The sequence below is a fragment of the Streptomyces sp. NPDC030840 genome, from assembly GCF_055572015.1.
In genome coordinates, this window is sequence record NZ_JBVIEE010000001.1 from 1 (window position 1) to 15183 (window position 15183).

At 68.8% G+C, this 15183-nt stretch carries 12 protein-coding genes and 1 pseudogene; 8 read left to right on the top strand and 5 right to left on the bottom strand.

The features are described 5' to 3' along the window. Positions 1-195 precede the first annotated feature (195 nt). The 3 genes from ACZ49J_RS00005 to ACZ49J_RS00015 form a co-directional block, all read right to left on the bottom strand. Complete coding sequence (locus ACZ49J_RS00005) at positions 196-3345, bottom strand: DEAD/DEAH box helicase (RefSeq protein WP_467450438.1); 3150 nt, start codon at positions 3343-3345, stop codon at positions 196-198. Positions 3346-3512: 167 nt separating this feature from the next. After that, positions 3513-4502, bottom strand: coding sequence for a CehA/McbA family metallohydrolase (locus ACZ49J_RS00010; RefSeq protein ID WP_467450440.1), 990 nt, complete (start codon positions 4500-4502; stop codon positions 3513-3515). 409 nt (positions 4503-4911) lie between these two features. Further along, a complete protein-coding gene (locus ACZ49J_RS00015; protein WP_467450441.1) occupies positions 4912-5922 on the bottom strand; it encodes a hypothetical protein in 1011 nt (336 codons plus the stop codon). A gap of 321 nt (positions 5923-6243) precedes the next feature. Between ACZ49J_RS00015 and ACZ49J_RS00020 the strand changes: the two genes are divergently transcribed. Continuing rightward, positions 6244-7782 carry a BTAD domain-containing putative transcriptional regulator gene (locus tag ACZ49J_RS00020; protein WP_467450442.1) on the top strand — a complete coding sequence of 513 codons (1539 nt, stop codon included), beginning with the start codon at positions 6244-6246 and terminating at the stop codon, positions 7780-7782. A 259-nt stretch (positions 7783-8041) separates the two neighbouring features. Next, entirely contained in the window at positions 8042-8782 is a 741-nt protein-coding gene (locus ACZ49J_RS00025; RefSeq protein WP_467450443.1) for an SDR family NAD(P)-dependent oxidoreductase, read from the top strand. 259 nt (positions 8783-9041) lie between these two features. Here ACZ49J_RS00025 and ACZ49J_RS00030 read toward each other — a convergent pair whose 3' ends face one another. Further along, positions 9042-10616 carry a glycoside hydrolase gene (locus tag ACZ49J_RS00030; protein WP_467450444.1) on the bottom strand — a complete coding sequence of 525 codons (1575 nt, stop codon included), beginning with the start codon at positions 10614-10616 and terminating at the stop codon, positions 9042-9044. 327 nt (positions 10617-10943) lie between these two features. On the opposite strand from ACZ49J_RS00030, the gene ACZ49J_RS00035 reads away from it, so the two are divergent. The 4 genes from ACZ49J_RS00035 to ACZ49J_RS00050 all read left to right on the top strand — a co-directional run bounded on the left by ACZ49J_RS00035 (position 10944) and on the right by ACZ49J_RS00050 (position 14105). Beyond that, the gene (locus ACZ49J_RS00035) at positions 10944-11762 is read left to right on the top strand and encodes a class E sortase (protein WP_467450445.1); all 819 of its coding nucleotides are present in this window, start codon (positions 10944-10946) and stop codon (positions 11760-11762) included. A gap of 119 nt (positions 11763-11881) precedes the next feature. Next, positions 11882-12190 (top strand): DUF6412 domain-containing protein, encoded by a 309-nt coding sequence (locus ACZ49J_RS00040; RefSeq protein WP_467450635.1) that lies wholly within the window; start codon positions 11882-11884, stop codon positions 12188-12190. A 179-nt stretch (positions 12191-12369) separates the two neighbouring features. Beyond that, positions 12370-13113 carry a YidC/Oxa1 family membrane protein insertase gene (locus ACZ49J_RS00045; protein WP_467450636.1) on the top strand — a complete coding sequence of 248 codons (744 nt, stop codon included), beginning with the start codon at positions 12370-12372 and terminating at the stop codon, positions 13111-13113. 134 nt (positions 13114-13247) lie between these two features. Further along, on the top strand, positions 13248-14105 hold the full coding sequence (locus ACZ49J_RS00050; RefSeq protein ID WP_467450446.1) for a fumarylacetoacetate hydrolase family protein: 858 nt from the start codon (positions 13248-13250) through the stop codon (positions 14103-14105). Positions 14106-14333: 228 nt separating this feature from the next. Here the strand turns inward: ACZ49J_RS00050 and ACZ49J_RS00055 are convergent, their stop codons facing one another. Then, a complete protein-coding gene (locus ACZ49J_RS00055) occupies positions 14334-14528 on the bottom strand; it encodes a hypothetical protein (RefSeq protein ID WP_467450447.1) in 195 nt (64 codons plus the stop codon). A gap of 10 nt (positions 14529-14538) precedes the next feature. On the opposite strand from ACZ49J_RS00055, the gene ACZ49J_RS00060 reads away from it, so the two are divergent. Together ACZ49J_RS00060 and ACZ49J_RS00065 are read left to right on the top strand one after the other, a co-directional pair. Beyond that, positions 14539-14820, top strand: a complete 282-nt coding sequence (locus ACZ49J_RS00060; RefSeq protein WP_467450448.1) for a hypothetical protein — start codon at positions 14539-14541, stop codon at positions 14818-14820. A gap of 189 nt (positions 14821-15009) precedes the next feature. After that, positions 15010-15171: pseudogene (locus tag ACZ49J_RS00065) on the top strand (IS256 family transposase); the annotation flags it as partial. Positions 15172-15183 lie beyond the last annotated feature (12 nt).

Genomic DNA, 15183 nt, shown 5'->3' on the forward strand with positions numbered 1-15183 from the left:
GCCGAACTTCTTGCCGCTGTCGTGATCTACGTAGATCAGGATGTTGGGGGTGGTAGTGGACGGGATGATCCCTCCCTGGGGCCCTCCGCCGAAGAGCTCCTTCATCTCGGCGCGCGTGGTCACCAGCCCGGGCTTGATCGAAGATAAGTCCATACTCTGACGTTAGCTGATCGCTCTGACATCAGATGCGGTCAACTAGCTTGCGTTGATGGCGGCATACGACCAGACGTCAGCTGGCAGCTCATGCTCCAGACGCCATGTGATCGCCATCGGCTTGCTGCCCTTGTGGCTGTCGTAGGTGGCGGGTCCCAGAAGCATCCATGGCTGAGACTTCCCGGTGTCGGTGCTCTTGTAGCGGCGCATGAACAGCAGGATGTGGCTGCCTTGTTGCGCGTGGTGCTGGTAGCGCAGCCCCGTCGGTGAGTTCGCCGCGGTCGAGTTCTGAGACTCCCAGTGGAAGAGCGTGGGGCTCAGCGCGTAGTCCTTGTATCGGACGGTGGGCGAGAAGTCCTTCTCGTTCTTCTCCAAGGTCACAAGGAGGGCATCCGTTTGGATGTCGTCGACCCACTGGACGCCCTGGGCGAAGGACCTGGGCATCTGGCCACCGAAACGGGCCACTCCGAGGGCTGCCAGAATCTCCGAGCGGTTGTAGGAGCTGTGGATCTTCAACGGGATGTGGCCGTGGGTGCCTGACAGAGGGATCGGGAAGTGGTCGGCCTGCTCGATGACGTACGAGAGCACCTGCCGGAGTTCATCGCGGACTGCGTGGTGGGCACGGAGCGATTCAAGACCTTGCTGAAAGTTGGTAAATCCGCCAGCGTTGTCCCACAAGTTGAAGAAGAGCATGCGCGCGTATACCTGATCGGCGGGAGCTAGCGCTTCGTAGGGTGGCACGTCGTCTGCGAGGAGCCGCAGGTACGCGCTGGCGCGTTCGGGGTCGTCGACGTGAAGGAAGGCGTGGACGCGCTTGAGAAGGGCCGCTTCTCCATCAGGGACAGCGCCGTTGATGATGCCCGCCCTGCGGAGGACAGCCGTCCAGGAGTTGTCACTCTTGTACAGCTCTTTGATCTCCCTACGGCTCTCACGCAGATAGTCCGCTAGCCGGGGAGTGTCGTAGGCCTTGACTTCGGACACCAAGGTCTTGATGTTCGCGCTCAGTTGGGTACGGATGTTGTCGAGCACGAGGTCCTTGGCTTTTCCTTCCAGGATGATCTGGCATCCGGAGGGAAGCAGCGGGAAGTCATGCTCAAGGTGATCGACGAGTCGGTTCCTGGAGAGGTTCGTCAGGGCTCGGAACTGCTCCTCGAAGCGGAACTCCGCTCGGTGCTGGCCGATGAAATCAAGGACAGTGAGCACGGGTTTGTTCTCAGTGCGACGCAGCCCTCGGCCCAGCTGCTGGAGGAAGACCGTGGCGCTGTTGGTAGGACGCAACAGGAGGAGTGTGTCGACGTCCGGGATGTCAAGGCCTTCGTTGAACAGGTCCACGGAGAAGATGACTTGCAGCTTTCCGTCACGTAGGTCCTTGAGCGCCTGGTCCCGAACTGCGGGTGGCGAATCACTGTCGAGGGCGGTCGCTTGGAAGCCGGCCTGTCGGAAGAAGTCCGCCATGAAATGGGCGTGCGCCTTGGTCACACAGAAGCCCAGCGCGCGCATGGCTCCGGGCTGAGAGACCTTGTCGCGGATCTGCTTGACCACAATGCGGGCTCGCGCGTGGTTGCCGGTGTAGAGGTTGCCGAGTTCCTGGTCTGCGTACGTGCCCTTCTGCCAGCCGAGGCTCGTCAGGTCTGTGCCGTCTGGAATACCGAAGTAGTGGAAGGGGCACAGCAGATCGTTTTCGAGGGCCTCCCAGAGCCGCATCTCAGCCGCGATGCGTCCTTCGAAGAACTCGTCCTGCACATTGAGCCCGTCCATCCGCTCGGGAGTTGCAGTCAGGCCGAGTAGTTCCTTGGGCTTGAAGTGCTCGATGACCCGACGGTAGGTGGCGGCCGTGGCGTGATGGAACTCGTCGATGACGATGATGTCGAAGTGATCCGGGGCCAGCTGTTCCAGGCGCTGCATGTTCAGCGACTGGACGCTGGCGAAAACGTGATTCCCATCGCGCGGGTCCTCACCTCCGTAGAGCAGCTCGCCGAACGAGGCGTCGACCAGCACCTCCTGGTACGTGCGCAGCGACTGCTTGAGGATCTCCTTGCGGTGCGCTACGAACAGCAACTTCGGACGCCCGCTTCCGAGCTTCTTGCTCAAGTTGCGGTAGTCAAGTGCTGCCATCACGGTCTTTCCCGTACCAGTCGCCGCGACGAGTAGGTTGCGGTGGCGCCCCCGGATCTCTCGCTCGACCTGAAGGCGTTCCAACATGTCTCGCTGATAGGGGAAGGGATGTACCTCCAGTCCCGAAAGGTTGATCTTCAGGTCAGCAGTGGAGGAGGTAGAACCGCCTGCCTGGGCCAAGGCTCGGTCTAGGCGGTCACCATGGTGGTCGGGGTCGTAGGTCTCGAAGGCGGAATCGTTCCAGTACGCGTCGAACGTCGCTTCGAACTTGTCCAGCACTGCCGGCGTTGCGATCGACGACAGCCGTACGTTCCACTCCAGGCCGTCGAGAAGTGCAGCCTTCGAAAGATTTGAGCTGCCGACGTAGGCGGTATCGAAGCCCGTGTTGCGCCTGAACAGCCAGGCCTTGGCATGCAGGCGAGTGGAACGAGTTTCGTAGTTGACCTTGACGGTGGCACCGAAGTCGCGGGCGAGGCGGTCGAGCGCATGGCGATCGGTGGCGCCGATGTAGGTCGTCGTAATGACGCGGATTGGCACGCCCCGTTCCTTCGCGGCGCGCAAGGAGTCCTCCAGGACCCGTATGCCGTACCACTTCACGAACGCGCACAGCAGATCGATGCGGTCTGCGGTCGCGAGTTCCGCCCTGAGTTCCGCGCCGAGGCTGAGGTCTTCGGGAGAGTTCGTGATGAGCGATGTCTCGGACAGCGGTGTCAGCGGGCGCAGGGCGTACACACCTTGAGCCTCCTGCTGAGCGAGCGCCAGGAGCTGTCGAGGGCCTTCCACGATGGTGCTGACGGCCTCGGCTTCCCCGGGACCCGGGGCACTGGCAGCCAAGGACGCAAGGATGCGGTTCGCGACCAAGACTCGGTTTTCGGGCGGTAGCTGGCTCAGCCTTTTGCCAACGGCTTCGCCGATGTGACGAGCCAGCACATGGGGGGCGGATTCGGGAGTGACCTCTACGTCGATGGCCTTCCAGCCCGCGGCCTCGAATCGCTCCAGTTCAACATGCACATCGTGCGTGATCAGCTTCTCGTAGACACCCGCGATCGGCTGCGACGGGCCCCCTGGTTCTGCCACGACTGCTCCCCTGATCCCTCGTGGTTCTCGTACACGATCACTCGTGCCGATAGGGATCTGTTGTAACAGCAGCCGCTGACATAGGGAGGCTCTGCGCTGAAGTGATCGCTATCGGCCAGGCGTCCTTCTGGCGGATGAACTGGCGCGCCACAGGGTGAAGTGAGCGGTCAAGTCAGGACGATCGGATTGGTGAGTGCGGCCACGTGCCCGTTGGGATGGCGGACCTCGATGCGGACGAACGCCGCGTCGCCCGCTGTCGTGTCCCACCGGACCGCACCCGTCCCGTCACTGGGCAGAGGCACGCGGTGGACCTTTCCTCGATCGGTGTGGAAGCTGACGGTACCCATGGGCACGCCTTGTACTGCCGCCCGCGTTTCGACCCGCGCGTCACGGGTCGCGAGCCGTTCTCCCACCCCGGCCACGCGACCGTCGGCATGGGCGGTGAACGACACGTGGACATCCGCCGACTCGGCGATCCAGCTGCGACCGGCACGGATTCCGGCCAGGATCGCCTTCGTGCTCAGTTCCTCCGCGAAGACCACCGTGTGGGGGATGCCGATCTGTCCCTCCAAGTGGGTGTCGCTGTTGCCCATCGCCGGCCGCCAGGACCCCGTGGGGATGTCGGCCGCGAGACTCCGCCCCCAGTCCGCCAGAGCGGCCTCGTTGTCGGCGTTCCACGGTCGGTCCGAGGTCCACAGTCCGTTCCAGACCTCCACCACGTCGAAACCCCGGAACGGGAACATGAAGTCGCCCGACGGATAGGGCGCGTGCGGGTGCGCCGCCACGCACAGACCCCCGACCCGATGGACCTGGTCCAGGCACTGATCGATCAGTCCGTCCCTGACCTGGTAGTTCCAGTCGACGACCTGTCCGGGGTTGGTGCCGAGCGCGAGCCAGTGCCCGGTCTTCGTGGTCACTTCCTCACCGAGAATGATCAGGAAGTCATCGGCGGCCAGATGCCCCCACGCGCCGGGAACCGCAGCTGAGTTGTGCTCCGTCGTCGCGATGAAGTCGAGCCCGGCGGCGCGCGCCCGAACGGCCAGCTCCTCGGGAGTGAGTTCGCCGTCCGAGTGGACGGAGTGGACATGGCAGTCCCCGCGGTACCAGGCCGCCCCGCGGCCGACTGCCCGCGTCGGCGGGAAGCTCTGCCTCGACAAGGTTCCCTCCAACAGAGTCCTGCCGATCCAACGCGCTGGCAGATCAACCGGTTCCGTCGCGCCACAGGGCACCATCTCGGCCGAGACCTCAGATCAAGAAACGATCAGTAGGTCACAACCGCCGGCGGCAGCCGGACCGGCGGGGCAGCGGGGCAGCGGTGGGATGGCCGCCTCGGCCCGCATGCCCTGGATCAGCAGCGTGGTGAAGCGCCGTGAGGCGGCCACCGCGGCGGCCGACGAGGCCCAACGGGGCTCAACGGGGTGCAACAGAGTCCAACGGGGCTCCTGGGCCGGCAGCCCGCGCCACCTCACGTGGAGCCGCACAGTCATGGGACCGCATGGCCGTGGAGCCGCATAGCCGTGGGACTGCGGACCCGCACAGCCGCATGCCGCGGAGCCGTAGGCCCGACTACGCCCCGTGGCACCCCTCATAGACCCGCCCCGAGCCGCACCAGCACACCGTCCCCCGCTGGGGAGGCCACGTCACCGCCCGGCCCCGTGCCGCCAGCGTCGTTGCGTACTGCGGGAGCAGGGTGGTGTCGGCGGGGGACGCGCCCTCCGATGCCGCGAACGCCTCGTACGACGGGACCGTCCCCGTCACGATGCCCAGGTTCGGGGTGCCCGAGCTCGCCAGTTCGCGCAGGGAGCCCTCTATCGTCGCCAGGTGCTCCTCGTGCGACGGGTACTCCTCGGCCAGCGTCGGGTACGCCGTCACCAGTTCCGCCAGCTCACCCGTCGGCCAGTGGAGGACCGCCACCGGGAACGGGCGGGAGAGGGCCTGCCGGTAGGCGCCCAGCTCCGCGTGCAGCCGTGAGATCTCCGCTTCGAGTTCCGCCGGGTTGTCCGAGCCCAGGGACCAGACGCGCTTGGGGTCGTGGAGTTCGTCGAGGGAGACAGGGGACGAGTGGAGGGAGTCCGCGAGGGTGTCCCAGTCGTCGTGGGGGACGCCGAGCATGCGGCGTACCCGGTGGCGGCCGAAGAGGAGGGGGTGCGTCGAGTACGGGGGGTCCGTCACGCCGGAGAGGAGGAGGGTCGCGCCCTCCGTGAAAGTCTCCTGCGCCGCCTCCAGCTCGTCGTGGGCCTCCAGGGCCTCCGCCGCGATGACCCACGTGGCCGGGTCGCGGGGGGACGCGGTGCGCAGGCCCTCGATGATGGCCCTCGCCTCCGCCTCGTGGCCGTACTCCCAGAGGTTGGACGCCTTGAGGGCGCGCACGAGGTGGGGGTTCTCGAGGGAGTCGGGGGACGACAGCAGGCGGTCGTAGAGTGCCGACGCGGCGGCGCGCGCGCCGGACAGTTCGAGGTGGGCCGCGGCCTGCAGGAGCAGGTGTTCGGCGTCCTCGGGGTAGAGGCCGGCCGTCCGCTCCAGGCGGGCCGCTTCGGCGTGGTGGTCGACGTTCTCGGCAGCGGTGTCGGGGCGCATGGGGGACACCGTACTGCCGTTGGTTGACGAGCAGCAGATATTCCCAGGCCAGAAGGTGTGCGTGCCTGGCCTTCTTACGCTCGCGAGCTCCCCGGGCCGGTGTGTGGAGTTGGTGGAGTCGGCCCCGGGGAGCGTGGCGCACTCCAGATCCGCCTGTTTCAGCGAGGCGGGGCGCAGCTTCTCTCCTGACCGGCCCCGCCTTCTTCCCGGATCACGTATGCGGCGACACGCTCGGGTCTGTCACGTCGCCGCGGGAAGCAGGGGGAAGCAGGGGGGAAGCAGAGGGGAAGCAGGGGATGCGCGCGTGCGTTGTGCTGTCGCATGAGCCTGCGCTTCTCACTGATGGGTCCGGTACGAGCCTGGCGCGACGACGAGGAGATCCACCTGGGGCCGCGCCAACAGCGGGCGGTGCTGGCGGCGTTGCTGTTGAACAACGGCATCCGGCTGAGCAACGACCAGCTGATCGGCATGGTCTGGGACGACCCGACGCCGAGCGCGGTGATGGCGCTGCGGACGTACATGTACAAGATCCGCAAGGCGCTTCCGGAGCTGAACCTGATGTCCAGAGACGGCGGGTACACGGTCCGCGCGGAGATCGTCGACGACTGCCGCGGCGAGCCCTTGGAGGGCCTCCGGAGTGCCTACTTCGACGCGCAACGGGTACGGCTCGGCGACTACCTGCTCAAGAGGCGGGAGGACTGCCTCGAACGCGAGCTCGACGTGCTGGAGCTGCAGAAGCACGTCGCCGCCTTCCCGCTCAGGGAACGACCGCGAGCCCTCCTGATGCGCGCGCTCTACCTGGAGGGCAGGCAGGGCGAAGCACTTGACCACTTCCACCAGGCGCGCGCGCACCTCAACGAGGAGCTCGGCCTTGAACCAGGGCCGGAGCTGCGCAGGGTCCACGCGCAGATCCTGGGCGGCGACCTCGCCCCGCCGCGCAGGCCGGAGCAGCTGCTGCCGGACCTGATCGACTTCACCGGCCGCGCCGAGGAGATCGCGCAGGCTCTCCGGACCCTGCCGGGCACCGTGGGCATCACCGGTATGCGGGGCAGCGGCAAGACCGCGCTGGCCACCCGGATCGGCCACCTCGTCAGGGGCCGCTTCCCGGACGGGCAGATCTTCGTCAGGGGCAGCGACGTCGCGGGCGAGCTGCTGCGCGCGGTCGGTGTGGAGAACCCCGTCGGCGACAGAGCGGCGCTGTGGCGGGAGAAGGCGCGCGGCAAGCGGTTCCTGGTCGTGGTCGACGACGTGCGGGACGCGGCGAGCGTACGCGATCTCGCCACGCCCGGATCGGCGTTGATCCTCACGAGCGTCCGCCGGTTGAACGAGCTGCCGGGGGTGACCTGGCTGACGATCGCCGGGCTGGCCGAGCCGGAGGCGCGGGAGTTCTTCCGCAGGACCATCGGCCCGGTGCGCGCGGACGCGGAACCCGAGCAGGCCGAGATACTGCTGGAACGCCTTTCGCGACTGCCGAACCCGATCAGGGTGATCGGGGGCCAGCTCAGCTCGCGTCCTCACTGGACGATCGAGATGTTTCTGCGGCAGATGGAGCGGGAGAGCAAGCTCGCCGACGCGATCCCGTCCGACTGCACCGCGATGCTGGCCCCGCTGATCGCGGCCGACAAGCAGCTCAGCGAGCCGGAACGACACATGCTCATGTGCTTCGCGCGCCAGGACACCGAGGTGATCGACATCCACAGGGCGGCGGAGATGTCCGGGGCCGACCCCGGTGAGATCGAGCTGGTGCTGGAGTCGCTCTCGGGCGTGCACCTGATCGAGCCGCTCGTACTCGGCCGCTACCGGCTACCGCAGTTCGTGCGCTTCTACTTCCGGCTGCGCACAGCCGCGCTGACCAGCTGATTGCTGTCCCGCGGGGCGGGGCGGGGCGGTGCGAAGAGGCTGCCGGGACGACGAGCACTCGTCCCCGGCGCGACGTCCGGCATCGGTCGCGCGGTGGCGGTGAAGCCGGCAGGTGCGGGTGCGACCGTCCCGCAGGGCGGTGCGGTGCACGCCCTCACCGGGGCGATCGGCAGGGCGGACGGCGGCTTCCTCGCGACCTGACCAGGCGGTATATACGGAATTTATGTGCTGACGATCTGGCGCGGCCAAGTTGTGCGACATGTCAACCAAGGAACTTCAGGACAAGAAGGCACTCGTCACCGGCGCCACGTCGGGCATCGGCCGCGCGATCGCGGTCAAGCTCGCGGAGGCGGGTGCCACCGTCTACGTGACCGGGCGCAGGGCCGAGCTCGGCAAGGAGACCGTCGAGCTGATCGAACAGGCGGGCGGGACGGGTCACTTCGTCGTCGCGGACGTCGCGGACATCGACGACGTCCGGGGGCTCGCCGAGGAGGTCGGCGAGGTGGACGTGCTCGTGAACAACGCGGGTATCTTCCCGTTCTCGACGACCCCCGAGCAGTCGCTCGACAGCTACGAGCAGGTGTTCGACATCAACGTCCGTGCGTCCTACTTCCTGACGGCCGCGCTCGTGCCGGCCATGGTGGCCAGGAAGAAGGGCGCGATCGTCAACGTGTCGTCGGTCGCCGCGCAGATCGGCACCCCGGTCGGCTCCGTCTACAACGCGTCCAAGGCCGCGATGGACGCGCTGACCCGGTCGTGGGCCGTCGAGTTCGGCGCGGCGGGCGTTCGCGTCAACTCCGTGGCGCCCGGCCCGATCCGGACCGACATGGCCGTCGACACGGTGGGCGAGATGTTCGAGGCGTTCAGCCAGAACACACCGCTCACCCGTGCCGGCGAGCCTGACGAGATCGCCGAGGCCGTGGTGTTCCTGGCCTCCGACAAGGCCAGCTACATCACCGGCGCGGTGCTCACCGCCGACGGCGGCTTGGTCGCGACCTGAGTCGGCACCGTGCGGTGCTCATGGCTGTTCTGTTGCTCCGGGGGCCGTGAACCCCGCCGGCTCGCGGAAACCGAAGGTTCTTCAGCATGAACCCAGGTCCGCGTGAACCCAGGTGCGCGAACTGCCGACGCGGCGGGTGATCGGGCGGGACGTACTCGGACACGACCTGAGAGACCAAGGTCGTGTCCGAGCACCAACCGGGCCAGGGCCGTGGCTGTGGCCGTGGCCGTGAAGACAGCCGCCGGCCAGTCGGCGACGCCTACAGCACCACCCCGTCCACCTGCAGCGTCTGCACCGCCCCCGCCGCGAACGGCACCGCCACCGTCTTGCCGCTCAGGCGGGTGTCCGAGTAGGAGCGGTAGCGGTCGCTGCCGCTGGACGTGTGGGTGTTCCAGCGCGGGACGAGGCCGCCCGAGCCGCCGGTCACCGTGGAGAAGCGGGAGAGGTCGAAGGTCAGGGTCTGGGCCGAGGTCGACTTGTTCACCGCCACGATCACCAGGCGGCGGGACGAGGCGCTGTAGGCCGCCACCGCGTAGTCCACGCCGGTGTTCAGGATCGTCATCCCGGGGCGGATGTGACGGCTGAACTGGGCCATCACGTAGTACTTGGTCTGGATCGTGGTCGGCTGGAGCGTGCTCGCGTCGTAGGCGATCATCGCCCAGCCCGCCGTCGGGTCCATCACCTGCCAGTAGACCCACGCGGTCGGGTGCAGCCAGCGGAAGTCCAGGCAGAGGTTGGAGGCCAGGGTGAGGCCCGTGCCGTCGCCGTCACCCGTCTCGGAGTTCCAGAGTTTCTTGCCCGACGTCGTCACCACGTCCGTGTAGAGCAGGTCGCGGCGGCCGCCCGAGCCCTGGTAGCCGTGCACGTTGACCTGGTTGACCAGGGCCTTGGTGGAGGAGTTGAAGGAACTCCAGGTGCTGCGCGCCGTGTCGTAGTTCGTCTCGTCCGAGGCCGCGATGCGGACGCCGGTCAGGCCGCGCTTGTCCAGTTCGCTGCGCATGTAGGGGAGTACGGCCGCCTGGACCGCCGGGTCCATGTGGCAGCCCTCCTGGGTGCCCGTGGCGGTCCACCAGGTGGAGGCCGGTTCGTTGAAGGGGTCGACCGTCGCGAAGTTCACGCCCCAGTTGTTCCTGGCGTAGAGAGCCACGGCGGCGAGGTGTGAGGCGTGCTGGCGGTAGTTCCAGGACTGGAGGTTGTTGCCGCCGCCGGAGGCGCCCGACGGGTTGTGGTTGAGGCACATCCACCACATGGGGGAGTTGGCGAAAAGCTCGGTCGTCGCGCCGCGCGCCACCGCCTTGGTCAGCATGGACCGTTGCGTCGCGTCCGCCGTCCAGTCCCAGGCCGAGGAGGCGGGGTCCTCGTTGTTCCAGTCCTGCCAGTAGCCCTCGATCTGCTTGAAGGCGGGGATGTTGGGCGAGGCGACCATGGTCTCGCCGCCCACGCTGTTCCAGCTGCACGCGCCGAGGTTGTAGCGGGCGATGTTCATGCCCAGGCCGGGCAGCGATGTGCCGTTGTACGTCACCGAGTTGGTGGTGAAGAAGAGGTCGGCGAAGTCGGTACGGGTGCCGAAGACGTTCGCCCACCAGGCGAGGGAGGTGCCCCAGCCCTCCCAGGTGCCGTACGTCGTCCCGGGGTTGACCGCGATCGTCGCGTCGGCGCGCGCGACGCCCGTACCCAGGGCGCCGCCGAGGACCGCACCGCCCGCGGCGGCCAGCAGGGCCCTGCGGCGGAAGGCGGACGGGCGCCGCCCCGGGCCGGGGGTGGTGTCGTGGGTGCCGTTCGGCTGGTGTGCGTGGTCCTGGCCTTCGGGTCCGGGTCTGTGTGATGCGGTCATGTCAGCTCCGAGGGGCGCGGCGCGGGTGCCGGGAGGTGGTCAGGGTGGCCATGGGGGCATGCGGTGGTGGTCGGGGGAGGTGGTCAGGGGGTGGCCATGGGGGGTGACGGCAGAGCGCCCGGGGAGAGGCGCGTCTGCCGTTCTCCGGAAGAGTCGGGGGTGACAGGTGGTGTTGTCGAGAGGTGCGACAGCGCTTTCTCGGGATTCTCACGGCGTTTCTTCCAATGGTTATGAGAAGGGGGGATAAAAGGCGCCCGCCCTGCTGCCGCTCTGGTGAGTTGGAGGAAGGCGCCCTATCGTGCGGCCCCCGGCAAAGGAGGCGTACGCATGCGGGCTCCCGCCGTCGTCCACCACGGCACCCGGCGCCGCCGTGCCGCGTACCGCCGCCTGCTGTGGACCTCCGCCGAACTCGCCGTCACCCTCGGGGCCGTCCTGCTCCTCCTCGTCGCCCACCAGCTGTGGTGGACCAACCAGCGGGCCCGCGAGGGCGCCGAGCGCCAGGTCGAGGCGCTGGAACGGGAGTGGGGGCAGGGAACGGGTGACGACGACGGTGAGGGCGGTGGCGACGGCGGTGGTGATGCCGGTGGTGGGCCGGGCGCCGACACGCGGGCCGCCCCCGAGCCGGGGCCCCCGGCCGGCGCCGGGGCCGGCGACCGGCGTACGAGCACCGGCCGCGCCCCCACCCGCCCCGGCCTCAGCCAGGCCTACGCCGTCCTCACCATCCCCCGCCTCGGCCTCCGCGTCCCCGTCGCCGAGGGCATCAGCAAGCGGAACGTGCTCAACAAGGGCTACGCCGGCCACTACCCGCGCACGGCCCAGCCGGGCCAGGCCGGGAACTTCGCCCTCGCCGGGCACCGCAACACCCACGGCGAGCCCTTCCGGTACATCAACCGGCTCCGGCGCGGGGACGAGGTGCGCGTCGAGACGCGGGCGGCCGTCTACACGTACGCCGTCGACAGGACGCTCGCGCGCACCACGCCCGGCGACGGCGGTGTCCTGCGGCCCGTCCCGCGCAGCGACGTGAAGCCGTCGTACGGGTACGGCGACCCCGGCCACTACCTCACCCTCACCACCTGCACGCCCGAGTACTCGTCCAGGTACCGCCTTGTCGTGTGGGGGAAGCTGCGCTCCCTGCACGCGAGATGAGGACGTGATGTATATGTGTAGGAACGACCGTGCGGGAACATTCGTGCGGCTACATCCGTGCGGATCGGTCCGCACGGGTACATCTGTACGAGCAGGGCGACCGGAAGGGGGAGCTGACGGTGATCCGTAGCTGGACCACCCTGCGTCCCGCCGCTGCCCTCCTGCTGCTCCTCTTCGAGGTCGCCGTCCTCGACGCGGGCAGCCTCTCCGCCGCCGTCGCCTTCGCCGCGACCGCCGCGGCCGGTTCCGCGCTCGTCGCCTGCGCGCTGATCGCCTCGCGCTGTGCGCCCGCCGTGCCGCCCACCCGCGTACGGACGGCCATCCGCGACCGTGAGCGCCGTACGGCGTTCCTGCCCCAGCGAGATCCCGACGCCTCGGGGCGTACGCGGCCCAGGGCGCCCGGACGGGCCCTCCTGACGGCCGCGTAGGGCACGCACGCCTCTCTCTTCTCCGGGTCCCGCACCTGTCTGTACCTGCCGCGGGTCCCGTGGCCGCGTGCCCCCGCGGCTCGTCATGCCGAAGTCCTCAGGCCCGAGGCATCAAGCCACACGGCCACCTCCCGGCACGACGAGACCCACGGAGGGCTCACCCACCCATGTCCGCTGTCATCGCACTCTTCGCCGACCTGGTCGGCCGGCTCGCCGACCTGCTCCAGCCGCTCTTCCACGGCACCGCTGCGGCCGCCGCCATCGTCCTGTTCACCGCGCTCGTACGACTCCTCGTCCTTCCCCTCTCCCGGGCCGCGGCGCGCGGGCAGCGGGCGCGGGCCGCGCTGCAGCCGCGGATCGCCGAACTGCGGAAGAAGCACGGGAAGAACCCGGAGAGGTTCCAGAAGGCCCTGATGGAACTGCACGCCAAGGAGAAGGTGTCACCGCTCTCCGGCTGCCTGCCCAGCCTGTGCCAGGCGCCGGCGTTCTTCCTGCTCTACCACCTGTTCTCGAACACGACGATCGGCGGTGAGGCGAACGAACTGCTCACCCACGCGCTGTTCGCCGCGCCCCTCGGTGAGCGGTGGGCGGACGCGCTCCACGACGGGGGCGTCCTCGGGGCGGCGGGGCTCGTGTACGTGGGGCTGTTCGTGATCGTCACGGTGGTCGCCGTGTTCAACTTCCGGCGGTCGAAGCGGATGATGGCGAGCGCGTCCGCGTCGGCGGTGACCGCCTCGGGGGAGCAGGTGCCCGGGGTCGCCTCGGTCATGAAGGTCATGCCGTTCGTCTCCTTCATGACCCTCGTCACCGTGGCGGTGGTGCCGCTGGCCGCCGCGCTGTACGTGGTGACCAGCACGACGTGGAGCGCGGTGGAGCGGGCGGTGCTGTACCGGGACGTGTCGGCCCCCGCCGCGGTGCTGTAGGGCTCCTGCGAGGGCAAGGAACGCTGGGGGAAGGGCGAGGCCGGTCCAGTCCGTGAACCGGGTATTGCGGACCGCTCGCCGACCGCGGAGGATCGACCAGTCATCCGATGACTGCACCCCGGGAGATTGTGATCATGAAGCTGCTGCGAGTCGGTACGGCGGGGTCGGAGCGGCCCGCGCTGCTCGATGCCGAGGGGGCCCTGCGGGACCTGTCGGCGGTGATCCAGGACATCGACGGGGCGCTGCTCGCGGACGACGAGGCGCTCGGCCGGATCCGTACGGCGGCCGAGTCCGGCGAACTGCCCGTGCTGGACGCCTCCGGGCTGCGCGTGGGCCCGCCGCTCGCCCGGATCGGCAAGATCGTCTGCATCGGGCTGAACTACCACGACCACGCCCGCGAGACGGGGGCCGAGCCGCCCGCCGAGCCGGTGATCTTCTTCAAGGCGGCGGACACGGTCGTCGGGCCGTACGACACGGTGCTCGTGCCGCGCGGATCCACCAAGACCGACTGGGAGGTCGAACTCGCGGTCGTCATCGGGCGCACCGCCCGCTACGTGGGCTCGGCCCAGGAGGCGCTCGCGCATGTCGCCGGGTACGCGGTGGCGCACGACGTCTCCGAGCGCGAGTTCCAGATCGAGCGCGGTGGCACCTGGGACAAGGGCAAGAACTGCGAGACGTTCAACCCGCTGGGGCCCTGGCTGGTCACCGCCGACGAGGTGCCCGACCCGCAGAACCTGTCGCTGAAGCTGTGGGTGAACGGCGACCTGAAGCAGAACGGCACGACCGCCGAGCAGATCTTCCCGGTCGCGGAAGTCGTGCGGTACGTCAGCCAGTTCATGACCCTGTACCCGGGCGACGTGATCAACACGGGGACGCCGGCGGGGGTGGCGATGGGCGAGCCCGAGCCGAAGCCGTATCTGCGGGCGGGGGATGTGGTGGAGCTGGAGATCGAGGGGCTGGGGAGGCAGAGGCAGGAGTTCAAGGGTGCCTGAGGCACGCCCGCACATCCCGCGACACGCCTCCTGCCCCGCCCCCGCCCGGGCAGCAACCCGGCTCCGGCACGGCCCAACGCAGCCCGCTCCTACGATGAAGCCGCCGCGTTCCTCGACCAGGTCCTGGACCCGCCGCAGGGACTCCTCGCATCGATCGAAGAGTTCTTCGAAGCGGCAGCCATGACGGCCAGGCGTCCGAACGGCACGACGGCTTCGATCCCACCACCGCTACAGCGACGACGAGTCCCCGCTCGACCACGGCGTCCGGGACCCCGGCGGGCCCACTGGACCGTCGGCCGGCGACTCGGCCGGCATGCCGTGCTCGGCGGACCCGACCACCAGCAGCTGTACGTCCTCAACCGGCAGCGCCGCCCGGGCCGGTTCCTGGTCGTCCCGCCCACCCCTGACGGCTTCGAGCCCCACCACTTCCGCCGTGTGGACGAACCAGGCGGCATCGCTGTCCCGGGCGACCCAGCGCGCGCCGCCGCCGATGTCGTACGAGGAGGCCGGTGCCCAGCTGGGACCAGCCGTCGGGCGCCTCGTCGATCAAGTGTCGGCTCAGGGCTTCCAGGTCACCGGCGAAGCGGTACTGGTGGGCGCCGAGGAGGAGGGGGAGATGGTGGCTGGGGTAGCCGTCCCAGTGGACGTGGACGCCGGCATACCCGGTGTCGGTGAGGCGGGCGATGAAGGAACGGGTACCGCATCCCGTCGCTGACCGCCCGTTCCGCCCTGCCGGGAGAACCTCCTGCACTCCATGTCCTCTGCCAAGCCCACGGCCGTCATCGCCACCCGGCTGCGGCCCGACCGGCTCGGCTACCTGACCGCCCTGCATGAAAGCCTCGGCCGACAGAGCGTGCCGTGGGAGTGTTCTTCGCGCTCAGCATGTCTCATGAGACATGTGGGCGGCAGCGCTGCCGCTGCCGTCGCCATGGTCTTCAAGCTCGTCAAGTCCGCCCAGCAGCGGCGGCGGGCAGTGAACGCGCCCCACCTCGTCGCACTCGTCCGAGCCGGAGCCCGCTTCGAACGCGGCCAGTTCCTCGTACGAGCCGAGCACAGCGCCGCCTGAGCCAAGCGTCAG